Source organism: Diaphorobacter ruginosibacter, assembly GCF_040396215.1.
Lineage (GTDB): Bacteria > Pseudomonadota > Gammaproteobacteria > Burkholderiales > Burkholderiaceae_C > Diaphorobacter_A > Diaphorobacter_A ruginosibacter_A.
In genome coordinates this window covers 1-22,088 of record NZ_JBEBOW010000055.1, presented here as the reverse complement: position 1 = coordinate 22,088, position 22,088 = coordinate 1, and the positions used below count along the sequence as shown (strand labels likewise).

Here is a 22,088-nt window from a genome sequence, read left to right as displayed (position 1 = left end):
CCCATGCCCTCTTCCGAGACAATGCTCAGGTTGCCGCCAAGACGCCGCACGCGACGCTTCATGTTGGCCACGCCGTGGCCCTGCCTGCCCGAGCCTTGCGTGTTCCCCAATCCCACGCCGTTGTCCATGATGCGCAGCAACCACTGCGTGGGGCTGTCCGCGCGAAGCAGGCGCAGCTCGATCGTCATGTGCGTGGCCTTGGAATGCTGGAGCACGTTGCTGACCGCCTCCTGCACCAGGCGGCACAGTTCGCACGCATGCGAATGCCGGGGCAAGGTGTCGCCATCGCCCACTTCCACCAGCCAGGTGAGATGGATGCCGCGCTTGTCGAGCACCGGCTGAATGCGATGGCGCAGCGATGCCAGCTTGTCCGCGAGATCTCCCTTGCGATCACCCATCACCTCCACCAGCAACCGCAAATCGAGCATGCATTGTTCAAGCGCGAGCATCGCCGGATGGCTCCTGGCAGCGGGCGAGTCGAGGAGCGTCATCGCATTCACGAGCTGCGAGCCCACGAGATCGTGCAGCTCCCTGGCAATGCGCTGGCGCTCCTGCAGGACGGCCACCGCCGTCTGTGTATTGCGCCGGGGATGCCAGTAGATCGATCGAAACAGAATCAGCGCCAGCATCACGCCCACCAGCAAGTTCATCGATTCGATCAGGCACAACACCCACGGCCAGCCGGCATCGGCCGGAAAGTCGCCGAACAGCCAGAACAGGCTGGCAACAAACTGGATCAGCCAGATAAGCATGCCAGCCAGCGGCAAGGCAAGCTCATTGAGTCGACGAATTTTCGGCATTCACTGCCCCAACAGGAATGGCGTGCCACTGCGAACATGCAGTCGAATTCAACTACGCGGCGCATTGCGCGCACGGCTCAGAACAGCTTGCGCAGCGACGCAAACTGCACGGCTTGCGCACGCGTGCGAACGCGCAGCTTCCGGTAAATATTCTTGATGTGCGAATTCACGGTCATGCTGCTGATCTCCAGCCGCGAGGCTATCTCGGCGCTGGTGTAGCCATTGGCCACCAGCCGCAGCACTTCCTTTTCCCGCTCCGACAGCAGTTGCGATTCGCTGGCCGCATGGTCCGCGGCGTGGCCCTCTCCCGTCTTGCGCGCCTCGAATTTCTGAATGAGCCGCCGGGCAAGATGCGGCGTGATGTACGCACCGCCATTGGCGACCTGCAGAACCGCCTGCGGATAGCTGCCGAACCAGGAGTGCTTGACCAGATAACCGGTGGCGCCCACCTCGAACGCGCGCAATACCTGTTCGTCACTCTCCATCACGGAAAACATCACCGCTTCGGCGGAGGGACGCTGGAACTTCATGAACTCGATCAGCGCATAGCCCTGGCCGTCATTGAGATTCACGTCCACCAGCATCACGTCGAATTCATGCTGCCTGATGAGCCTGCGCCCTTCCTTGACGCTGCCAGCCTGCCCCACCACCAGCGTGCGCGGATCGGCCATGAGTTCCTGCGCAACAACCCGTTGCATGTGTTCATCGTCATCGATCAGGATGACCCTGACCGGCTTGTCGTCCTGCCCGACGAGAAAGGCCGGCCACATGGTGTTCGCTCCGGCAGCCGTGTGATCCATGGCCATGGACATACCCGACGCGGCCGTCACTTCCTGCTGGCCCAAGTTCATGTATGACATGCTCTCCTCCATCCCTCGTGGGGCTCACTGGTACCGATGCAAAATGATCTTAAATATAGTTTTCCTATTGAGATCAATGTAACGATTGGAATGATCGAGACGCAACATTAAAACAATCGTCAACTTTTATCCACCGCATTCTGCATTTTTAATAAATAAAAATATAAATTACAAAATAAAACCACCAAAAAAATGAACATTCTTCTGCTGGTTCATATGCGGGCACAAGGCAAACCGCTGCTTTCAGCCGGCACGGAATATTCAATGGCAACGAGGGTATTACCGGAATCCAGGAAGCATCCCGGCTCATGCGGGCGTGTTCATCGAAACCTGCACGCCGAATTCAGTTAATTGCTTTTCTTACAAACGCACACTAGCTCTTTGCGAACCGTTATTGATTGTTTACAAAACATCTGGAATCACCTGTTTACAGGGCAGCACGAGACCCGCAAGGCGGATCATTCCGGATTTCAAGCTACCCATTTCAGGCGATTTCCCGGACGCGGCAACCCACGGAAACTGGTGCCAGACAAATGCATGAGGGATCAACAACTGCGTTTGTCAATTCCGCCGCAGTATCCGGGCAACCACCTCCCATCCGGGTACGCGGTTTTCTTGACACGTTACAGGAGAAACAGTCATGAAAGCTCTCGCCTTTATCGCCCTGACCGCGGTTGCCAGCGCCGCATTCGCCGCCGGTCCCGTCAAGCCCGGCTCCATCAACATCGCTGGCACCAGCGAACAAAAGACCTACACCAATCACAGCACCGTCAAGAACACCTCCGGCAACAACAACAAGGCGCTGCAGAACGTGTCGAGCAATTCCGCCGACGTGGACATCACGAGTTCAGGCAAGTCCTACCAGACCACCGACCTGAAGGACGCCATGGTCACCAACGAAGCCAAGGGTGACTACTCCATTGCCCGCCAGAACCTGGCAAGCAACAACGGCAGCGTGGAGATCAAGGGCACATCCACGCAGACGGTATATGGCAACGGCGGCTGGGCCACCAACCTGGCCGACGGCAACGGTGCAACGGCGATCCAGAACCTTGCCTCGAACTACGGCAAGGTCAGCGTCGGCGCCAACGCCTCGTCCGTTCAGTACGTAAGCCTGACCAGTGGCTCGTCCTACATCAATCAGGCCAAGGGTTCGCTTTCCACCGCAGTGCAGAACGTGTCGTCCAACGACGCCTGCGCGGAAGACCCCTGCCCGGGCGGCCGCTGCCACTGACGGCCGGCATGACATCGGGCCGTGGCGGCCCGATGTCCTTTCCCCTTTCAACGACGCATGAGGAGGCCGCATCATGAACCACCGTTCCCACGGTCATTTGCTGATGGCAATGGCCATCTGCCTGAGCGCGCCGGTCTGCGCCCTGGCCCAGGCCCCGGGCGAGGACCCGATCATCCTCAACCATGAGGTCAAGGTACAGATGCTGCCGCTGAACCAGACCAAGACAACCAACGAGATCACGTACAACAACGGCATCCCGGCGTGGCAGCAAGCCAAATTGTCGCGCTACACGGCCAAGGCCTTTTCCGCCGACACGTCCGGCATCTACACCGAGAAGGACGTGGTCCAGACCGTGAAGACGCAAAGCGGCAAGGTCACCTGCACCCAGTCCATCGCCAGCAACACGGCGGCATCCACGGGAACCTCCGCGAACACGGCGCAGATCAACCAGAGCGGCGATCAGATCGTCGTATTGCGCGGCGATCTGGTCAACGTCTGCTTTTGAAGCTCCGCCTGCGGCGGGGCGCACCTGACGAGAGAGGCCGCAGCGTATTTTTCCGGGCCCCCGGCATGGGGAAATCGCTGAAGCCTCGCTCCCGGCCCGCAGGCACGATCCAGCCCGTTTGGTTTCAATTCGGCTCCGCGTACGCAACACGCTCTCACCGCAGCAAAAACAAGGGAGGCATGCCATGTCTGCTGGTACTTCAAACTCTCGCGGGACGCTTCTGCACCGCAAGGCCGCAGGGCTCTGGCTCAGGCTGGGATGCGCGGCCAGCGCGCTGTTCCTGGCCGCGTGCACGACGCCGATGGATCCTCGCAAGGATGCCGCCTATTACGACGCGGCCTATACCGTGGACCGACCCGTGGTTCGCCCGGTGAGGTCGATCTCGAGTTTCTCCGATTCGCTCATGTGCATGGATGAAATGCTGCGCGCGGCCCAGTTGCCGACGACGCTCATCACCAGCAAGCAGTTCACCGACTACTCCACCCGCGTGCCCGTGGGCATCAAGGAGATGATCATCACGGCGCTGTCGCAGATGTCGCGGCGCTCCAATGCCTTCCGCTATGTGGACTACGAGGTGAACATCGTCCAGCAGGACACGGTGCAGAACCTCACCACCATCCTGCTCAACAACAACCAGATGCAGCTTCAGCGCCCCGCGCTGTACATGTCGGGGGCGATCGCTTTCGTGGATCAAAGCGTGATCAGCAACCGCAACGACGCCGGGCTCTCGGGCCCGCGCATCGACCTGGGGGTAAGCAACAGCCGCAGCGCCACCGTGATCGGACTCGAAGTGCACATCGGGGATTTCCGCACCCGCACACTGATCCCGGGACTCGACTCGGCCAATGAAGTGGTGATCGGCGGGGCTGGCCAGGGCCTGGACCTCGCGGGCCGCATCGGCACCTATGGCGTGACCTTCAACGTCGGCCGCGACTACGCGATAGGCGCGGGCGGCGCACTGCGCACCCTGGTCGATCTGGCCACCATCGAGCTGATCGGCAAATGGGCCCGCGTGCCCTACTGGCAATGCCTGACGCTGGACCAGACGCACCCCGACTTCCAGCGCCAGATGCGCGAATGGTATACGGACAGCGGCGGCGTGGCGCAGGCCAGGCTGATCCAGAGCTCGCTGGTCGCCCAGGGCTATCTCGCGCCCGGCATCGATGTGCTCAACAAGGACTCGCGCGAACTGCGCGAGGCGCTCGCGCGCTTTCAGACCGACAACGGCCTGGTTCCGAGCGGCGTCATGGACTTCCGCACCTACGAGCGCGCGCTCAACCACTTCGTGCAACTGGACAACTCGGGCCATCTGCGCCAGATCGGCTGGACGCCCTCGGGCCCGAACGGCGGCGCGGACGAAGGCAAGGCCTATGCCGGCTACCTGCCCGTCAAGGGCGCGAAACAGCTGCAGCTCACGTCGCAAGAGCCGCTCGAGCGCGAAATCGATCTGCAGATAAAGAACCCCCTGCCGCCGGGCGAGAAGCCCGTGTTCGAAGTGGGCGAGCAGGTATTCGCAGCCGCCACCGTCTCGCGCGCCTCGCATGTCTATTGCTACTTCAGCGACGCCGTCGGCAACGTCATGCGCCTGACGCCCAACAACGTGAATCCCAATTCGCTGCAACCGGCCAATCAGGTGCTGCGCCTGCCTGACTGGCTGGTTCCCAACCCGGCCTTCATCATGGATGCAAGCCAGCCCGGCACCGAGCGTCTGGCCTGCCTGGCCACCGCCGAGGACGTCATGGCCAGGCTGCCCGCGCCGCTGCAAGGCGAGGGAGTGGTCAATATTCCAGGCTATCACTCCATCGAGGACGTGGAGAATGCCTTCAACCATGCGCTGGGTGAAGAACCCATCTCCCGCGCGGAAGTACAGTGGCGCGTGATTCCCAAGAAGGCGCAGCCCGCGCAAATGCAGCCGACTGCCGCCAAAATCGCGCCAAACGTCTGAACGGGTCCGAGGGCGCCCTCTCCAGGGCGTCCCGGCCTTCAACCAGATCAACAATATCCCGAGCCACCCGAGGAGGAGCACCATGCGCAAAGATTCCATAGGCATCGGCGTGCATCCAGGCCATGTGGTTCTTTGTCTGTGCGCGTCCGTGCTGCTGGTCGCCGCAGTCCGCTTCTCCCACGCAGCAGTGCGCGCCATTCCCGGCTCACCCATCCAGTCGCCCGGCACCTCCAGCGTGCAGCCATCCGCGGTCCAGCCTGCGGGCATCGCCTCGCCCACGGCGATCCAGCCGGCCGGGGCATCGGTCACCCCTCCCGCAATCAAGCCCACCGGACAGCCCGGCGCCTCGGCCCCCAAGCTGATGCCGCCCGATGAAAACGACACCGACGCCGAGCGCATCCGCAAACTCGAAGCCACGGCGCTTGCCAACGCCAAACGCGGCAGCGCCGCCGAGCGCCTGGCCGCTCGCACATCATGGCTGCTGGGCCTGCTGTATCTGCATGGCGAACACACCCAGGTCGATCGCGCACAGGCCAGAAAATGGTTCGAACGAGCCAGAACACTGAACGAGCCCCTGGCAAACGCCGGACTCGCATGGTGCGAGATCGACGGCTGCAACGGCCCGCCCACGCCGCGCGCTGCGCGCCCCTATCTGGCGTCGCTCAAGGCCGCCAACCCTGGACTGGCGCTGTTCCTGGACTGGGAAATACAGCAGCGCATGGCTCCGGTGCAGGCCGGCGCCAACAGCCCCCAGACCTCAAACCATCTCTCCACGCAGAACATGCAACTGCTGCGACAGGCCGCGCAGGCAGGCAATACTTCCGCCATCAATGAACTGGGGCTGAACAACGTCGCCGAATTGCATTACGACCTGGCCCTGCAACAGTTCACCAAGGCATCCGATCGCTCGCCCGCCGCCGCATCCAACGCCCGGCTGCTGCGCGTGCGCATGGAACAAAGCCACCAGGCGGACGCCGGAAAATCCGCAAGCGACCGCGCGGAAAACTGGTACCTCCAGGCCCGCCGCTACCATCGTGGCGACGGCGTTCCGTCCAACTACACCGAAGCCATCCGCCTCTACCAGCTCGCGGCGGCGGCCGGCCATCAGGCCTCGCGCCGCATGCTGGAACTCATCTACTCCCGCCCGGCTCCCGGAGGCTCGGTCAACATCGCCTGGATGCGCCAGCTCGCCAGCATGGACGTGACCGCGGAAGGCGCCATACTGAGCTTCTCCGCCCCTCCCACGCCCCTGCTCTTCGTGCGCGACCTGACGCCGCTGTACGAATTCATTCCGCAGGAATGGCGCACGGACCGAAGCCTCGGGCAGCGATAGGGCAGCGACAGGCCATCGGATGCGCCGCCCGCCCGGGAGTCGCGGTGCACGCCTCCGGACAGTTTTACCCATGTCCCATCCAATGCCCTGCTCCCTGCCGCGCGGCAGGGAGTTTTCCATGGCTCCCGCCGCAAGATACGCAAAAAACTCATGACACGAAGATGAAATCTCTTCCCCTGTGCACATCGAGATAGATAAATTGGTGCGCATCACAAGGGGACAACATGCAAATTGGATTCATCGGCCTGGGGCGCATGGGCTTTTCGCTTGCGCGCTCGCTTCTCAAGAACAAGCTGAACGTCTCGGTGTTCGACATCAACACCGGGCCCGTCCGGGAACTGGCGGCTGAAGGCGCGCGCGCCGCTTGCAGCATTGCGGATGCCTGCCAGGGCGCGGATATCGTCTTCACCATGCTTCCCGGCCCCAGGCAGGTCAGGCATGTGGCGCTGGCCGAAGGCGGCGTGATCCATAACCTCAAGCCTGGCGCCATCTACATCGACATGAGCACCGTGGACGTGGATACGGTCGATCAACTGAACGATGCGTTCACCGGGGCGGGCTTCCAGTTCGGCGATGCGCCCGTGGGCAGGCTGGCGATGCACGCGGACAGAGGCGAGTCGCTGTTCATGCTGGGCATCGACGAAGCGCTGCTTCCGGCGGTGGAGCCCGTGCTCTACAAGATGGGCACCACCATCCATCATTGCGGGGGCGCGGGAAGCGGCACCCGCACCAAGATCATCAACAACATGATGGTGCTGTGCTACTGCCAGATCAATTCGGAAGCCCTGGTGCTCGCCAAGTCGCTCGGCCTGGACATACAGAAGACCTTCGACGTGCTCACCAACACCACGGCAAGCAACGGCCAACTCAAGGAAAAATGGCCGAAGAAAGTGCTCGCTGGCGATCTCACGCCGGGCTTCGACCTCGCGCTGGGCTACAAGGACATCTCGCTGGCTTCCAGCGCGGGCGCCGCCACGCAGATCGCGCTGCCGGTCTGCGACACGGCCAAGAACGTGTTCCGCATGGCGCTCGCCGCGGGTAAAAGCGGGCAGGACACGTCCTGCCTCACCGATTTCTGGGCAGAGGCCAATGGCATCGACAGGATCCGCCTGTAAGCCGCACCGGTACCTGCAACTGAAGCACGCAAGACACGGAAAGCAAGGAGACAAAATGACTATCACACGACGCACCGCCATCCGCATGGCCTCGGCAATGCTGAGCGCCGGCGCTCTGGCCATGGCCGCACCGGCGGGCGCTGCCGGTTATCCGGAAAAGCCCGTCACCATCTACGTCGGCTTTTCCGCCGGCGGCCCCACCGACATCGTCGCGCGCCTGCTGGCCGAAAAGCTCACGCAAAAGTTCGGCCAGAGCTTCATCGTGGACAACAAGGCGGGCGCGAGCGGCGCGGTGGCCGCCAACCAGGTGAAGAAGGCCAGCCCCGATGGCTATACGCTGATGATCGGCAGCAGCAGCACGCTGTCCATCATTCCCTTCGTGCAAAAAGGCGTCCAGTACGACTCCATCAAGGACTTCTCGCCCATCGCGCTGGTGGCAAGCTATCCGTACTACCTGACCGTTCCCCAGCACTCCAGGTTCACGAGCTACGACCAGCTCGTGGCCTATGGCCGCGACAAGGACAACCAGTTGACCTACGCATCCGCTGGCAACGGCGCGGTCAATCACCTGGCGGGCGAGTGGTTCAAGAGCGAAACCGGCATCAACGCCATCCACGTGCCCTACAAGGGCGACTCGGCCGCCATCACCGATCTGGTGGCGGGCCGCGTGGACTTCGCGTTTCTCGCGGGCGTCGTCGCCATTCCCCAGGTCCAGGCTGGAAAGCTGCGCATCCTAGCCTCGGCGAGTTCATCCCCCGACAAGGGCCCCAAGGACACGCTCGTCATCGGCCAGGCCAGGCTGCCGGGCTTTGCCGCCGAACCCTGGAACGGCCTGATGGGGCCGGCGGGCCTGCCCGCGGAGATCGTCGGCAAGCTGAATGCGGCGGTCAACGACATCATGGCCAGCCCCGAGGTGAAGGCCAAGCTGCTCACCCTCGACCAATACCCATTCACCGGCACGCCCACGCAGTTCAAGGAATACATCCAGAGCCAATCGGCGCACTGGGCCGGCGTGATAAAGAAATCCAACATCGTGCTCGAATGAGCCATCCAGGAACATGGACATGAAGTATTCGCAGTTCATCAACGGCGAGTTCTGTACGGGCTCGTCTTCCGAAATGTTCGAAGTGATTTCGCCTTCGACCGGCGAAGCCATCGGCCACTACGCCATGGCCTCGGGCGACGACGTGGCGCGCGCCATCGAATGCGCCAAGGCCGCTTTCGGCCAGTGGAAGAGAAGCGGAGCAACGCAGCGCTCCGAGCTTCTGCGCAGGATCGCCGATGAGATGCGCGCGGACCGCGACAGGCTCGCGCACCAGATCGCCAGCGAGCTGGGCAAGCCTTATGCCGAGGCGCAAAAGGAAGTCGACGTGGCCGCCGAGATGTTCGAATGGGCTGCTGAAGAGGCCCGCCGGCTCTACGGCCGCGTGATTCCCGCGCGCTCCGTGGGCATCCGGCAGACCGCGCAGCTCGAGCCGCGCGGCGTCGTCGGCGCCTTCGCGGGCTGGAATGCGCCCGCCATCACGCCGTCCCGCAAGATCAGCGCCGCGCTGGCCGCGGGCTGCTCCGTCGTGATCAAGCCTTCCGAAGAAACGGCGGGCGTGGCCCTGCTGATCGCCCAGGCCTGCGCCCGCGCCGGCACGCCCGCGGGACTGGTGAACATGGTGTTCGGCCAGCCCGCGCAGATCGCGGATCAGCTATGCAGCGCCCCCGACGTCGCCATGATCACCTTCACCGGCGGCACCGATGTGGGCAAGCAGCTCGGAGCCAAGGCCGCCGCGCACATGAAAAAGGCGACGCTGGAGCTGGGCGGCCATGCGCCGGTGATCGTCTGGAGCGACGTGGACATCGACAAGGTCGCCGCCAGCACCGTGGCGACCAAATACCGCAACGCGGGGCAGGTCTGCACGTCGCCAACGCGCTTTCTGATCCACGAAAGCATCTACGACGCATTCTGCGATAAGTTCGTCGAACACGCGAAGAAGCTGCGCGTGCTCGACCCGTTCGACGCGCAGGCCCAGATGGGACCGCTCAAGAACCCGCGCCGGCGCAGCGCCATCCACCAGTTGGTGCTCAATGCGGTGGAGTCCGGAGCCAGGTTGCTCACGGGCGGCAAGGCCATCGACAAGCCCGGCTTTTTCTACGAGCCCACCGTTCTCGCCATTTCAGACGCGAAGGCGGACGCCGCGCGCATCGAGCCGTTCGGGCCGCTCGCGCTGCTGATTCCGGTAAAGGATGCGGACGAGGCGCTGCGGCAAGCCAACAGCCTGCCCTTCGGGCTGGCAGCCTACGCCTTCACCAACGACATGCGGCTGGCGCACCGGTTTTCCAACGAGATAGAAAGCGGCGTCGTCTGCATCAACGAGCTGCAGGCTTCGCTGCCCGAGACGCCGTTTGGCGGCTACAAGGACAGCGGCCTGGGATCGGAGGGCGGCATCGAAGGCCTGCGCGAGTTCCTCAAGGTCAAGTGCGTGCGCCAGGGAGGACTGGAATGAGCAAACCCGTCATCGGCTTCATCGGCGTCGGCGTGATGGGCATGGGCATGTGCGGGAATCTTGCGCGCAAGTCCGGCTGCATCGTCCTGGCTGCCGACCTGAACATGGACAACGTACACGCGCTCGCGGCCGACGGCGTGGTCGCCAGCAGCATCCAGCAGATCGCGGAAACGGCCAGCATCGTGTTTCTCTCGCTGCCGGCCATCCAGCATGTGGAGGCAGTGTGCACGGGCCCCGGCGGGCTGGCCGCCCACGCCCGGGCGCTCAAGACCATCGTGGACATGAGCACCAGCGACGTCGAGCGCACCCGCCAGCTCGCGCGGACTCTGGGCAAGGCCGGCATCGAACTGGTGGACGCGCCCGTCGCGCGCAGCCGTGAAGCCGCCAACAACGGCACCCTGCTGATCACCGTCGGCGCGGACCAGGCGCAGTTCAACGCAGTCAGGCCGTATCTCGACTGCATGGGCTCCGACGTGCTGCTGTGCGGCCCCACCGGCGCGGGACAGGTCGTCAAGATCATGAACAACATGGTGCTGCTGAACACCGTGCACACGCTTGCGCAGGCGTTTGCGATGGCCGAGAAATCCGGCGTGTCCAAGGACCTGCTTGCCAACGCCCTGAGCCTGGGCTCGGCGGCCTCGTTCGCGCTCAAGCTCACCGGAGCCAACTATCTGGCCAAGGACGTGTTTCCGCAAAAGATGTTCTCCACCGCCTACGCCCTCAAGGATCTGAAGCTGGCGCTGGAGCTCTCCGAGACGATCCACATGGACAACGCGATCAGCAGGCTGACCGCGCAACAGTTGCAGAAATCCGTGGATGCGGGCTTCGCCGACAACTATTACCCGGTGATGTATCGCGTCATCGCTGGCGGGGAGCAGCAGCCATGAACGCAGCACCGGCACTCGACAACTGGCTGGTCCACCGCGGACGCTTTCTGAGCGTGACGTTCATGCTTCAGAACGGTGACCGGGAATTCCTCATCCGCATCCACGAAGGCGCGATCGAAAGCATCCAGAGCGGCCCCTTCGTGATGCCGTGCTGGACGTTCCGGCTGAGCGCGGACGCGCACTCATGGAACAAGTACTACGCCAGCAGCCCCACGCCGGGCTTCCATGACCTGATGGCGATGATCAAGTTCAAGCACCTTCGGCTCGAAGGCGACCAGCACCCGTTCATGAGCAATCTCCTGTACTTCAAGGAGCTGATCAAATCGCTGGGAGGAACCGTGCAATGACCCACGCGCATATCGAGGCAACCAGCGGCGGCTACGTTCACCTGGACATCCAGGGAAAGCGCCATCGCGTCTATTTCGAAACTGCGGGACAAGGCCAGCCGCTGCTGTGCCTGCACACGGCGGGAAGCGATTCGCGCCAGTACCGAGGGATCATGAACTGCACGCAGATCACCGATCGCTTTCAGGTGATCTGCTTTGACCTGCCCTATCACGGAAAGTCCTCGCCGCCCGAAGGCTGGGAACAGTACGAATACAGGCTTACCTCGCAGCTGTACGTGGACTCCATCATCGCGGTGATGGACGCGCTCGAGATCCGCAACCCGGTCGCCATGGGCTGCTCCATCGGCGGGCGCGTGGTGCTGCATCTCGCACTCCGGCATCCCGAGAAATTCAAGGCGCTGATCGGGCTGCAGTCCGGCGCGCACGTGGCGCCCTACTACAACCTCGAATGGCTGCATCGTCCGGACGTGCACGGCGGCGAGGTCTGCGCGGGCATCGTCTCCGGCCTGATCGGCCCGCATGCCGGCTCCGGCGACCGCTGGGAAACGCTCTGGCACTACATGCAGGGCGGCCCGGGCGTGTTCAAGGGCGACCTGCATTTCTACAAGTCCGAAGGCGACCTGCGCGAGCTCGTCGGCCGGATCGATACGGGCAAATGCCCGCTTCATCTGCTCACCGGCGAATTCGACTATTCCTGCACGCCCGACGACTCCCGCGCGCTGGCCGAGCACATCCAGGGCGCCCGGCTGAACATCATGCCGGGACTGGGACATTTCCCGATGAGCGAGGCGCCCGATGAGTTCATCCGCCACCTCATGCCCGTTCTCGAGCAGATCCTCGCGTAGGCGGCAAGGCGACACGAACAAGACAGACCCATCAAGGAGACAATCATGAAACTCAAGCTCAAGTCCGCGGCCGTACTGTCGGCCATCACCTTCCTGTTCGGGGCCGCGCAAGCGCAAAACACCGGCGCGAAGATGTCCGATGGCGTGGTGAAGATCGGCGTGCTCACCGACATCAACGGGCCGTTCATGGACAACGTGGGCAAGGGCTCCATCGCCGCGACCGAGATCGCGGTGGAAGAGTTCGGCGGCAAGGTGCTGGGCGTGCCCATCGAGATCATCAGCGCCGACCACCAGAACAAGGCCGACATCGCATCCACCAAGACGCGCGAATGGTTCGACCGCGACAAGGTCGATGCCGTGACCGAGCTGGGCAACAGCGCCGTGGCGCTGGCGTCCATGAAGATCGCGCAGGAAAAGGGCCGCATGTCCATCGTGACCGGCGCGGGAGCACAGCGCATCAGCAACGAAGACTGCACGCCCAACAACGTGCACTGGGTGTATGACTCCTACGCGCTTGCCAATGTCGGCACGAAATCGCTGGTCAAGAAGGGCTTCAAGACCTGGTACTTCGTGACCGCCGATTACGCATTCGGCCATTCGCTCGAAAACGACGGCAGGAAATTCATCGAAGAAGCCGGCGGCAAGGTGGTCGGCTCCTCGCGCTATCCCTTCCCCGGCAACGACTTTGCCTCCTACATCGTCAAGGCCAACGCCAGCAAGGCCAACGCGGTGGCCATCGCCACCGCGGGGCTGGACCTGCAGAACGCGATCAAGCAGGGCCGCGAGTTCGGCCTCGGGGCCAGCGGCCAGGCCAGCGTCGCCATGCTCATGAGCATCATGGACGTGCACGGACTGGGCCTGAAGAACGCCGGCGGGATGATGTTCGCCGAGACGTTCTACTGGGACCACGATGACGAATCCCGCAAGTTCGCCGACAAGTTCTTCAAGAAGATGAAGAAGATGCCCACGGCGCTTCAGGCCGGACAATACTCGGCTATCCGCACCTATCTGAAGGCGATCGAGCAGGCGGGAACCGACAACGTCGCGGAGGTCATCAAGGCCATGAAGACCATGAACATCAACGACGCGTTCGCCAAGAACGGCAAGCTGCGCGATGACGGCAAGATGGTCCACGACATGTATCTGGTGAAGGTGAAGACGCCCGCCGAATCGAAGAAGCCCTGGGACTACTACAGCATCGAGGAAACGGTACCCGGCAGCGAAGCCTTCGAAAGCCTGGCGCAGAGCAAGTGCCCTCTCGTGAAGAAATAAGCGCCATGACGCAGCAGCGCGGCATCGGCGCGGACGGGGTTCACGAGGTGTACGCCATCAAGTACGCCACGGTGAACCGCGCCCGGCAAAGCAATTTTCTGGACCCGGTGGAGGGCGATCCCGATGCGCCCATGGCGCTGGATTTCTTCATATGGCTCGTTCGCGGCAACGGCGCTTCGCTGCTGGTGGACACAGGCTTCAGCCGCGTGTCCGCCCTCGCCCGCAATCGCGCGTTTCTGCAGGAGCCCGTTCAGGCCCTGCTATCGCTCGGAGTTTCCGCCGACGCCATCAGCGACGTCGCCATCACGCACCTGCACTACGACCACGCGGGAAACGTGAATCAGTTTCCCGGCGCCACGGTATGGCTGCAGGAGCGCGAGATCGCCTACGCCACCGGCAAATGCATGTGCGACAGGAAGCAGAGCCACTTCTTCGCGCTGGACGATGTTTCAGTGGTGCTCAAGCGCATCTATGACGGCGAAGTGCGGCTGATCGACGGGATGCATCCGTTCGCGCCGGGCATCGAATTCCACCGCGTGGGCGGCCACACCGACGGCCTGCAGATCGTGCGCGTGCGCACCGCCAGGGGCTGGGTCGTGCTGGCGTCGGACGCCGCGCACTATTACGAAAATCTGCGGCGCCAAAATCCCTTTCCCGCCATCTTCAGCAAGAGCGACATGATGGAAGGCTACGCGCGCATCAGGCAACTGGCCGACGGCGAGGACAACATCATTCCCGGACATGACCCCGAAGTCTGCGTGAAATTCGAGCGGCTGGACCTGCCGGGCGCCCACATCTACCGCATCGCCTGAAGCGCGGGGGCGGGCACCGTGCTGGCGATCTGCTCCTTGATCCAGTCCCGGAACAGCACCACCTTGCGCGCATGCCGCTGCAGTTGCGGCCGCACCAGGTAGTACGAAGCGCCGGTGCGCACCGGCAGGTTGAACGGCCGCACGAGCCGCTGAGCCTTCAGGTCGTCCGCGAGCAGCGAGGTCTGCCCGATGGCGATGCCGAGCCCTTCGACCGCCGCCTGCCAGGTCAGCACCGAGGTGCTGAAACGCATGCGCTCGGTGGCCGCAACATCTTCGTCGTAGCGGCACAGGCGTGCCCAGGTGGGCCAGTCGTCCTGGCGGTAGTGCGACACGAGCAGACAGGTCCTCAGCAGCGCGCGGGGATAGGCGGCGTCGGGCGCATGCTTCTTGAAAAAGTCAGGGCTGCAGACCGGCTCGATGATGTCCTCGAACAGGAAATCCGCATCCTGCGCCTGCCACGCGCCGTTACCCATCTGGATCGCCAGGTCCACGTTGTCTCGGTCGAAATCCACCGGCTTGACCGAGTTGGTGATGACCACGGAAACGTCCTTGTGGCGCGCGTGGAAATCGGCAAGCCGCGGGATCAGCCACTTGGCCGCGAAAGTGGTGTAGGTCTGGATGCGCAGCGTGTTGTCCGAGCCGCTTCGCATGATGCTGGAGGTGGCCTTGGAGATGGCCTCGAACGCCGGCGCGATTTCCTCTCCATACTGCATGCCCGCCTGTGTGAGGCTGATGCCGTGGCGCTCGCGGCGAAAAAGCTCTATGCCCAGATAGGTCTGCAGCACGTTGAGCTGCTTGCTGACGGCCGATTGGCTGATGTGCAGTTCCTGCGCTGCCTTGGTGAGGTTTTGGCTGCGCACCACGGCATCAAACACCTTCAACGGATTGAGCGGAGGGAGCTTTTTGGACATGTGCCGATTGTAGGAGCCCACTGCCGCGGCTCCCGTCAGATTTTCAATGCTGCGAAAGCCAGTAAACAAGCAGTACGTTGACGGTGGGAGCCGCGTCGTACTGAACCCAATGGCCCGCGCTCGGGACGATCATCCATTCGCGCTCGGGCCGGTTCTGCGCCAGGTATTCAGCCGCTTTCACCGGCTCGGCGGTCACGTCGTTCTCGCCCCACAGCATGAAGACCGGAGCGCTCACGCCCGCAAGCGCATCGTCCAGCAAGGCCTTGCGCGAATAGCTCTTGCTGTAAAAGCGCGTGAGCGCACAGGACTGCGCATGAATCCAGCACGCGGTTTCATCCGCGGGGTTGGCGAGCATGAAGGCCTCGAGGTTCTCGCGCAGCACGGCCTCGCGCTCCTTGCCCTCGAACTCGCGCCAGTTGCGCATGGGCACCTCGCTGGCGCGGCGAAATCCATGCCCCGCGCTGCCCAGCAGGGTGAGCGTGCGGATCCGCGGCATGCGCTGCGCGACCAGGCCCGCGATCAGCCCGCCGAACGAAAAGCCGATCAGGTGAAACGGTTCGTCGCCCAGCAGCTCCCCGATGCCCAGGCACAGCCCCTGCACCAGCAGGTCCAGGCGCGCCGGATCGCGCTGGGGCAGCTCGTCGAAATCGTCCGACGCGCCAAAACCCGGCATGTCCGGCAGGAGCACGCGGTAGGACTGGCCGAGCGCATCGACATTGCGAAGCCAGTGCAGCCACGAACCGTGGCCGCCGTGCAGCGCCACCAGGGGAACGCACTTGCCGCTTTCGCCCTGCCATTCACGCCAGTGGATGGCGCGGCCCGCGTGGCGGGTCACGCGTTCGCGTGAGCGCTCAAGCTGCTCTTGCACCAGGTCAGGGACTGCCTGCACTTCGCTCGTCATGCGTTCGCCTTCGCCATCAGGCCTGAAGAATCAATGCGTCCACCGCCAGCACGCCCTCGCCTTCGGGCATGACCATCAGCGGATTCACTTCGGCCTCGCTCACCTTGAGATCGGGGCGCATCGCCAGGTTCGACAGATTGGCGATGGTCTGCGCGAGCGCCTCCAGGTCGCCCTTCTGGGTGCCGCGCAGCCCTGCCACGGTCTGCAGCATGCGCACCTCGCCGATCATCTCGCGGGCCACCTCCACGCTCACCGGAGCAAGGCGGATGCTGCGGTCCTTCATCACCTCGGCCCAGATGCCTCCGGCGGCCAGCATGATGATCGGCCCGGCGTCCACATCCACGCGATAGCCCACCAGCACTTCGGTCAGGCCCTTGCGCATGGGCTGCACCAGCACCTCGTCGCAGGCGACTCCAGGCGCGCGCTCGGCCAGGTTCTGCCCGAGCGTGCCGAAGGCCTTGGCCAGTTGCTGCGCATCCTGGATGCCCAGCGCCACGCCGCCCACTTCGGTCTTGTGCTGGATCTGCGCGGAGCACACCTTGGCGACCACCGGGAAGGCGAACGGCAGCTCTGCCGGCGGCGCATCCAGCGGGAACGTGGCGGCCGGCGCATGCGGCACGTTCAACTGATCGAGCAGCGCGTAGGCGTCGGATTCCTTGAGCGAGCGCGCGTTCGCGACCTGTCCGGCAGTCGCCTCCTGCCCCGGCTCCCGGCGCGCGAACACCGCCGCGATCGCATCGGCGCAGGCTTCGGGCGTGCGAAAGCACGGAATCCTGGCCTCGGTGAGCTGCGCCAGCGCATCGGGCGCATCGGGCACCAGCATGGCGGCCAGCGGCTTGGCATGGCCGGCGCTGTCCATGATGGGCTTGACGGCCAGATCCGGATTGAAACGCGCCGACGAACCGACCACCGCGACGACGAGGTCGAACTCCGGCGCGTCCAGCAGGATGTCGAGCGCCTTTTTCATCACCTCGTACTTGGTGCCCGCGAGCGTCAGGTCGAGCACGCGCCCCGCCGTTCCGGGAATGTTCGCGGCCTGCAGCTTGGCAAGCGTCTCGGGCGAGACGGCCTGCACGGTCACGTCACGGATACCAAGCTGGTCCACTACCATGGCCGCGCCGCCGCCGGTGGTGGTGACGATGCCCACGCGCCTGGATGCGCGGCGCGCCACCGTCAGTTTTTTGGCCAGCGGCATCACCTCGAACAGCGTTTCCAGCATTTCCACGCGCACCACGCCCAGGTCCTTCAGGAGGGCATCGGCGATATCGTCCTCGCCGGCCAGCGCGCCTGTGTGCGTTGCCGACATCTCCGCCGCCGCGCTCGAACGGCCGAGCTTGTATGCCACGACCGGCTTGCCGCGCCTGGCCGCCTCGCGCGCAAAGGCCTTGAGCCTGTCGCCGTGATGCAGGCTTTCCAGGAACAGCACATAGCCTTCGATCTGCGGATCGTCAAGGGTGGACATGCAGATTTCGCCCACGCTCAGATCGACCTCGCTGCCCACGGACACCAGCCCGGCAAAGCCCACGCCGCGCGCCTTGCCGCGCGAGACCAGCGCGCCGATCATGCTGCCGCTGTGCGATGCGACGAAGACATTGCCCTTGGGCATGTCCGGCTCGGCGAATGCCGCGTTGGCCGTCAGCATCAGGCCGTTCGAAGGGTTGACCACGCCCAGGCTGCTCGGGCCCAGCAGGCGGATTCCCGTTTCCCTGGCGATCTGGCGCAGCTCTTGCTCGCGCTGCGCGCCTTCGGGACCGGTCTCGGAAAAGCCGCTGGCCAGGATCGTCACCAGCTTGACGCCCAGGCGCGCGCACTCGCGGACGGTGTCCACCACCGTGTCGGTGGGCGAAAGCACGAAGACGTGATCGGGCACCTCGGGCAATGCGGCCAGCGAGGCCCAGGCCTGCTCACCCTGCACTTGCGCGCGATTGGGGTTGATGGGATAGACCTTGCCGGTGAATCCCGCGCGGCGCAGGAACTGCTGTGGGCGGCCGCCCGTTTTCCTGACGTCGTCGGATGCGCCGACCAGCGCCACGCTGCGTGGATAGAGCAGCGCATTGCACAGGCTGGAGTTTGCGGAGTTTGGACTCGACATTGGCATCAGTTCCCGATATTGGCTTTTTTGAACTGGTCGGCCCAGAATGCCACTTCCTCATTCAGCTCGGCCTTGAATTCCTTTGGTGAATTTCCGATCAGGATCGAGCCCTGGGGAACCAGCGCATCATGAAATGCCTTGCTCTTGACAGCCTTGGCCACCACCGCGGCGAGCTTGTCGATGATCGGCTGGGGCGTTCCGGCGGGTGCCAGCAGCGCGTTCCACGATTCCGACTTCATGTCCGGAATGCCCAGCTCCTTGAAAGTGGGCACGTCGGGCAGGCCCGGCAGACGCTGCGGGCCGGCGATCGCCAGCGGACGCACCTTGCCCGCCTCCAGGTTCGGCATCGCGCCGGTGGAGGTCATGAACGCCACGTCGATGACGCTGGCCATCAGGTCGTTGATCACGCCGGTCGTGCCGCCATAGGGCACGTGCACCATCTTCATGCCGGTCAGCTGCTCCAGGCGCAGCATCGCCATGTGCTGGGTGCCGCCCTGGCCCGTGCTGCCGTAGGACAGGCCGTCCGGCTTCTTCTTGGCCAGCGCTTCGAACTCCTGGTATGTCTTGACCGGCAGCTTGGGGCTCACGGCCAGCACGCCGGGCGCGGAAGAAATCTTGGAAATCGGCTCGAAGCTCTTGAGCGGATCGAACCTCTGCTGCGGATACACGTACTTGTTCATCGTCAGCGGCGAGGCCGCCACCAGCAAGGTGTAGCCATCGGGCGGGGCCGAGGCCACCATCTCGGAGGCGATGTTGCTGGTCGCGCCCGGCTTGTTTTCCACGATGAACGGCGTCTTCAGCTCATCGGAAAGCGCGCGCGCCACGAGGCGGGCCGTCACGTCGGTCGGACCTCCGGCCTGAAAGCCGACGATGATCTTCACCGTCCTGCCCGGATAGGTGTCGGCGCCCGCGGCATTGGCGCCCGAAAATGCCAGCGCGCCCAGCGCCGCGATGGCGAGATTGATGATTCTTCGTTGCATGTTGTGTCTCCTTGAAAGAGGATGAATTCCGTTGGAGTCCGGCACGCATGGCCGGACTGGATGGCCTGTGAGTGGCCGGATTGCGATCGGTCCGTGAAAGCGCCCCGATCAGGCCGCCTTGGGGGCACGCTGCGGGAACGTGCGCTCGAACACGCCTTCCGCAATGCGGTTCTTCAAGATCTCGATGGACCCGCCGGCGATCATCCAGCCGCGCGTGCGGCGCACGCAGTACTCGATCAGCGCCTCCTGGCTGAAGCCCATGCCGCCCATGACCTGGAGCGCCTCGTTGGAGCACTCCCAGCCCGCCATGTTGCAGGCCAGCTTGGCCATCGCGGTGCTCTGCGCGCTTGGCAGGCCGTGTTCGCCTTCGAGCGCGGCCTTGTAGAGCAGCAGTTGCGCCTGCTCCAGCTTCATCCACATGTCGGCGAACTTCCATTGCAGGCCCTGGAATTCGCACAGCTCGCGGCCAAACTGCTTGCGGGTGAGCGCATGTTCACGCGCCTGGTTGAAAGCATAGCGGCCCAGCGCCAGAGCGCGCGACGAATTGCCCAGGCGCTCCACGTTGAAGCCCGAAATCTGCTTCTTGAAGCCGCCCGCGCCCAGGAGCACATTTTCCTTGGGAATACGGCAGTTCTCGAAATACAGCTGCGACCATTGCTCGCCGTTCATGAAGCTCGAAGGCTGGCCCACCACGAAACCGGGCGTGCCCTTCTCGATCAGCACGGAGCCGATACCGCCCACGCCGGGACCGAAGCGCACGTAGATCAGGAACAGCTCGGCTTCCGGGCTGTGCGTCGAGAATACCTTGCTGCCGTTGATGATGAAGTCATCGCCGTCAGGCGTGGCGCTGGTCTTGAGTTCGGTGACGGCGGAGCCCGCGTCCGGCTCCGTCATGCCCAAAGAGATGAGTTTTTTTCCAGCCAGCAGATCGGGCAGAAAGCGCGCCTTCTGCTCGGGCGACGCATATTCGACGAAGGTGCGGATCGGGCCGAAGTTGCCGGCCTGCACGATGTCCGCGCTCTTGGGGCAGTACAGCGCCACCTGCTGGATCGCCAGCACGGCGTGCATCAGCGTGCCGCCCTGTCCGCCATCCTCCTCCGGGAAGGTGATGCCCAGCAGCCCCTGCTCGGACAGCATGCGGGCGGTTTCCCAGGGGTAGTGCGGCGAGTGCGCGCGCTCCAGCGCGCCGGGCGCCAGCTTGTCCTTGGCAAAGCGCGCCACGCTGTCCGCAAATTCCTGGTGTTCCTGAGAGAGAGTGAAGTCCATGATGGAGTGACCCTGATCCGTTGTTGTTCAATGGGCGAATGATGCAGTGGCAACAGGCTTTCCAGTTCTTCCGGTTTTACCTCCAGACATGATGGAAAAGAATGTCTTGCAGACACTTCGTCCTCCCGCGCACGGGCGTTTGCATTGATGATCGGCCCATCGTCCAAACCTGCAGAGACAAAAACTCTCACATCCTCCCGGAGCACCATCGCCATGTTTGCAAGTGAAAAACTGGGGCAGTTCACCGCCCGATTCCACGAAGCCGCGCCGGACGCCGACGTCCTCCATCACGCCAAGCGCGCTCTGGTCGACTGGTACGGTGCGCTGCTCGCGGGCTACCCGATGGCGCCCACGCCGATGGTGGAAAAAGGCCTGGAGCTGGAGCTCGACCAGGGCAAGGCCCGCCTGGCGCTTGGCCGGCATGCATCCACCCGCGCAGCGGCGCTCATCAACGGCACGGCATCGCACACCGCCGAAGTGGACGACATCTTCCGCGAGGCCATCTACCACCCCGGCGCGCCCACCTTCTCCGCCGCCATGGCCGTCGCCCAGTCGCTGGATGCGAGCGGCATGGAGTTCCTGAAAGCCTCCATCGCCGGCTACGAGACCTCCACCCGCATCGGCCGCACCATGGGACGCACGCACTACCGGCACTGGCACAACACCGGCACCGTCGGCACTTTCGGCGCAGCCACCGCCGCAGCCTATCTGCTGGGTTTGAACGCCGCGCAGACCGCCAACGCCATCGCGCTGTCGGCCACGTTCGCGGCCGGCCTGCAGCAGGCTTTCAAGATGGACTCGCTCGCCAAGCCCCTGCACTCCGGCCGCGCGGCGGAAGCCGGTGTCACCGCCGCGCTGCTGGCCCGGCAGGGCGTGATCTCCTCGCTCGACGTGTTCGAGGGCGAGGTAGGCCTCGGCCGGGCCATGAGCGACGGCCCGGACTGGACACATGCCTTCGATGATCTCGGCGCGCGCTTCAACATCAACGCGATGACGTTCAAGAACCACGCCTGCTGCGGCCACACGTTCGCGCCCATCGACGGCGCGCTCGCCTTGCAGCAGCAGCACGGATTCAGCGCCCGGGACATCGAGCGGATCATCGTCGCCACCTACTCCCCCGCCATCGCCGTTGCGGGCAACGCGAACCCGACGACGGCGCCGGAAGCGCGCTTCAGCATTCCCTTCGTCGTGGCCACCGCGCTCATGCACGGCAGCGTGCGGCTGGCGGCGTTCGAGCAGGAGCGCCTGACGTCGCCCGCGCTGCGGGAGCTCATGGCGCGCGTGCAACTGCAGGTCGAGCCGGCCCTGGACGCGAAATTCCCCGGCCAGCGCTCGGCGCAGGTCACCATCCGCCTGCGCGACGGCAAGGAATATTCGATGCTGCAGCCCACCCGCAAGGGCGATCCGGACATGCCGCTGACCGATGGGGAACTGAACGGCAAGTTCACCGAACTGGCCCTGCCCGTGATCGGCGAGGACCGCAGCAAG

20 protein-coding genes are annotated in these 22,088 nt (G+C 64.0%); 13 read left to right on the top strand and 7 right to left on the bottom strand.

Annotated features, from left to right (window positions below):
- Both ABWP92_RS08905 and ABWP92_RS08900 read right to left on the bottom strand, forming a co-directional pair.
- A partial coding sequence (locus ABWP92_RS08905; protein ID WP_353235019.1) for a sensor histidine kinase occupies positions 1–800 on the bottom strand: 800 nt, incomplete at its 3' end.
- Positions 801–877: 77 nt separating this feature from the next.
- Complete coding sequence (locus ABWP92_RS08900) at positions 878–1,612, bottom strand: LuxR C-terminal-related transcriptional regulator (RefSeq protein ID WP_353235020.1); 735 nt, start codon at positions 1,610–1,612, stop codon at positions 878–880.
- Positions 1,613–2,300: 688 nt separating this feature from the next.
- Between ABWP92_RS08900 and ABWP92_RS08895 the strand changes: the two genes are divergently transcribed.
- The 12 genes from ABWP92_RS08895 (at position 2,301) to ABWP92_RS08840 (ending at position 14,450) form a co-directional block, all read left to right on the top strand.
- Entirely contained in the window at positions 2,301–2,894 is a 594-nt protein-coding gene (locus tag ABWP92_RS08895; protein WP_353235018.1) for a hypothetical protein, read from the top strand.
- A 73-nt stretch (positions 2,895–2,967) separates the two neighbouring features.
- A complete protein-coding gene (locus tag ABWP92_RS08890) occupies positions 2,968–3,399 on the top strand; it encodes a hypothetical protein (RefSeq protein ID WP_353235017.1) in 432 nt (143 codons plus the stop codon).
- Positions 3,400–3,583: 184 nt separating this feature from the next.
- Positions 3,584–5,344 carry a DUF4384 domain-containing protein gene (locus tag ABWP92_RS08885; protein ID WP_353235016.1) on the top strand — a complete coding sequence of 587 codons (1,761 nt, stop codon included), beginning with the start codon at positions 3,584–3,586 and terminating at the stop codon, positions 5,342–5,344.
- Positions 5,345–5,426: 82 nt separating this feature from the next.
- Positions 5,427–6,677: a tetratricopeptide repeat protein gene (locus tag ABWP92_RS08880; RefSeq protein ID WP_353235015.1), complete on the top strand. Its 1,251-nt coding sequence runs from the start codon at positions 5,427–5,429 to the stop codon at positions 6,675–6,677.
- A gap of 224 nt (positions 6,678–6,901) precedes the next feature.
- The gene (locus tag ABWP92_RS08875) at positions 6,902–7,792 is read left to right on the top strand and encodes an NAD(P)-dependent oxidoreductase (RefSeq protein ID WP_353235014.1); all 891 of its coding nucleotides are present in this window, start codon (positions 6,902–6,904) and stop codon (positions 7,790–7,792) included.
- Positions 7,793–7,847: 55 nt separating this feature from the next.
- Positions 7,848–8,837, top strand: a complete 990-nt coding sequence (locus tag ABWP92_RS08870) for a Bug family tripartite tricarboxylate transporter substrate binding protein (protein WP_353235013.1) — start codon at positions 7,848–7,850, stop codon at positions 8,835–8,837.
- A gap of 19 nt (positions 8,838–8,856) precedes the next feature.
- Positions 8,857–10,287, top strand: a complete 1,431-nt coding sequence (locus ABWP92_RS08865; protein WP_353235012.1) for an NAD-dependent succinate-semialdehyde dehydrogenase — start codon at positions 8,857–8,859, stop codon at positions 10,285–10,287.
- On the top strand, positions 10,284–11,174 hold the full coding sequence (locus ABWP92_RS08860) for an NAD(P)-dependent oxidoreductase (RefSeq protein WP_353235011.1): 891 nt from the start codon (positions 10,284–10,286) through the stop codon (positions 11,172–11,174). The genes ABWP92_RS08865 and ABWP92_RS08860 overlap by 4 nt, the downstream gene beginning before the upstream one ends.
- Positions 11,171–11,521 carry a hypothetical protein gene (locus tag ABWP92_RS08855; protein ID WP_353235010.1) on the top strand — a complete coding sequence of 117 codons (351 nt, stop codon included), beginning with the start codon at positions 11,171–11,173 and terminating at the stop codon, positions 11,519–11,521. Before ABWP92_RS08860 ends, ABWP92_RS08855 begins: the two co-directional genes overlap by 4 nt.
- Positions 11,518–12,366 (top strand): alpha/beta fold hydrolase, encoded by an 849-nt coding sequence (locus tag ABWP92_RS08850; RefSeq protein ID WP_353235009.1) that lies wholly within the window; start codon positions 11,518–11,520, stop codon positions 12,364–12,366. Before ABWP92_RS08855 ends, ABWP92_RS08850 begins: the two co-directional genes overlap by 4 nt.
- 45 nt (positions 12,367–12,411) lie before the next feature.
- Positions 12,412–13,638 carry an ABC transporter substrate-binding protein gene (locus ABWP92_RS08845; protein ID WP_353235008.1) on the top strand — a complete coding sequence of 409 codons (1,227 nt, stop codon included), beginning with the start codon at positions 12,412–12,414 and terminating at the stop codon, positions 13,636–13,638.
- A 5-nt stretch (positions 13,639–13,643) separates the two neighbouring features.
- Positions 13,644–14,450, top strand: coding sequence for an N-acyl homoserine lactonase family protein (locus ABWP92_RS08840; protein WP_353235007.1), 807 nt, complete (start codon positions 13,644–13,646; stop codon positions 14,448–14,450).
- On the opposite strand, the gene ABWP92_RS08835 is transcribed toward ABWP92_RS08840, so the two are convergent.
- The 5 genes from ABWP92_RS08835 to ABWP92_RS08815 form a co-directional block, all read right to left on the bottom strand.
- Positions 14,435–15,361, bottom strand: coding sequence for a LysR substrate-binding domain-containing protein (locus ABWP92_RS08835; RefSeq protein ID WP_353235006.1), 927 nt, complete (start codon positions 15,359–15,361; stop codon positions 14,435–14,437). The genes ABWP92_RS08840 and ABWP92_RS08835 overlap by 16 nt on opposite strands.
- Before the next feature lie 43 nt (positions 15,362–15,404).
- A complete protein-coding gene (locus ABWP92_RS08830; protein ID WP_353235005.1) occupies positions 15,405–16,262 on the bottom strand; it encodes an alpha/beta fold hydrolase in 858 nt (285 codons plus the stop codon).
- 16 nt (positions 16,263–16,278) lie between these two features.
- Positions 16,279–18,354, bottom strand: coding sequence for an acetate--CoA ligase family protein (locus ABWP92_RS08825; protein WP_353235004.1), 2,076 nt, complete (start codon positions 18,352–18,354; stop codon positions 16,279–16,281).
- Between the two features lie 5 nt (positions 18,355–18,359).
- On the bottom strand, positions 18,360–19,334 hold the full coding sequence (locus ABWP92_RS08820; RefSeq protein WP_353235003.1) for a Bug family tripartite tricarboxylate transporter substrate binding protein: 975 nt from the start codon (positions 19,332–19,334) through the stop codon (positions 18,360–18,362).
- A gap of 108 nt (positions 19,335–19,442) precedes the next feature.
- Positions 19,443–20,600 (bottom strand): acyl-CoA dehydrogenase family protein, encoded by a 1,158-nt coding sequence (locus tag ABWP92_RS08815; RefSeq protein WP_353235002.1) that lies wholly within the window; start codon positions 20,598–20,600, stop codon positions 19,443–19,445.
- 213 nt (positions 20,601–20,813) lie between these two features.
- On the opposite strand from ABWP92_RS08815, the gene ABWP92_RS08810 reads away from it, so the two are divergent.
- A partial coding sequence (locus ABWP92_RS08810; RefSeq protein ID WP_353235001.1) for an MmgE/PrpD family protein occupies positions 20,814–22,088 on the top strand: 1,275 nt, incomplete at its 3' end.

Coding starts and splice junctions, on each gene's coding strand:
- ABWP92_RS08845 (WP_353235008.1), top strand. CDS start 12,412: ATGAAACTCAAGCTCAAGTCCGCGGCCGTACTGTCGGCCATCACCTTC.
- ABWP92_RS08885 (WP_353235016.1), top strand. CDS start 3,584: ATGTCTGCTGGTACTTCAAACTCTCGCGGGACGCTTCTGCACCGCAAG.
- ABWP92_RS08830 (WP_353235005.1), bottom strand. CDS start 16,262: ATGACGAGCGAAGTGCAGGCAGTCCCTGACCTGGTGCAAGAGCAGCTT.
- ABWP92_RS08875 (WP_353235014.1), top strand. CDS start 6,902: ATGCAAATTGGATTCATCGGCCTGGGGCGCATGGGCTTTTCGCTTGCG.
- ABWP92_RS08870 (WP_353235013.1), top strand. CDS start 7,848: ATGACTATCACACGACGCACCGCCATCCGCATGGCCTCGGCAATGCTG.
- ABWP92_RS08865 (WP_353235012.1), top strand. CDS start 8,857: ATGAAGTATTCGCAGTTCATCAACGGCGAGTTCTGTACGGGCTCGTCT.
- ABWP92_RS08860 (WP_353235011.1), top strand. CDS start 10,284: ATGAGCAAACCCGTCATCGGCTTCATCGGCGTCGGCGTGATGGGCATG.
- ABWP92_RS08825 (WP_353235004.1), bottom strand. CDS start 18,354: ATGTCGAGTCCAAACTCCGCAAACTCCAGCCTGTGCAATGCGCTGCTC.
- ABWP92_RS08840 (WP_353235007.1), top strand. CDS start 13,644: ATGACGCAGCAGCGCGGCATCGGCGCGGACGGGGTTCACGAGGTGTAC.
- ABWP92_RS08820 (WP_353235003.1), bottom strand. CDS start 19,334: ATGCAACGAAGAATCATCAATCTCGCCATCGCGGCGCTGGGCGCGCTG.
- ABWP92_RS08890 (WP_353235017.1), top strand. CDS start 2,968: ATGAACCACCGTTCCCACGGTCATTTGCTGATGGCAATGGCCATCTGC.
- ABWP92_RS08900 (WP_353235020.1), bottom strand. CDS start 1,612: ATGTCCATGGCCATGGATCACACGGCTGCCGGAGCGAACACCATGTGG.
- ABWP92_RS08815 (WP_353235002.1), bottom strand. CDS start 20,600: ATGGACTTCACTCTCTCTCAGGAACACCAGGAATTTGCGGACAGCGTG.
- ABWP92_RS08895 (WP_353235018.1), top strand. CDS start 2,301: ATGAAAGCTCTCGCCTTTATCGCCCTGACCGCGGTTGCCAGCGCCGCA.
- ABWP92_RS08880 (WP_353235015.1), top strand. CDS start 5,427: ATGCGCAAAGATTCCATAGGCATCGGCGTGCATCCAGGCCATGTGGTT.
- ABWP92_RS08835 (WP_353235006.1), bottom strand. CDS start 15,361: ATGTCCAAAAAGCTCCCTCCGCTCAATCCGTTGAAGGTGTTTGATGCC.
- ABWP92_RS08855 (WP_353235010.1), top strand. CDS start 11,171: ATGAACGCAGCACCGGCACTCGACAACTGGCTGGTCCACCGCGGACGC.
- ABWP92_RS08850 (WP_353235009.1), top strand. CDS start 11,518: ATGACCCACGCGCATATCGAGGCAACCAGCGGCGGCTACGTTCACCTG.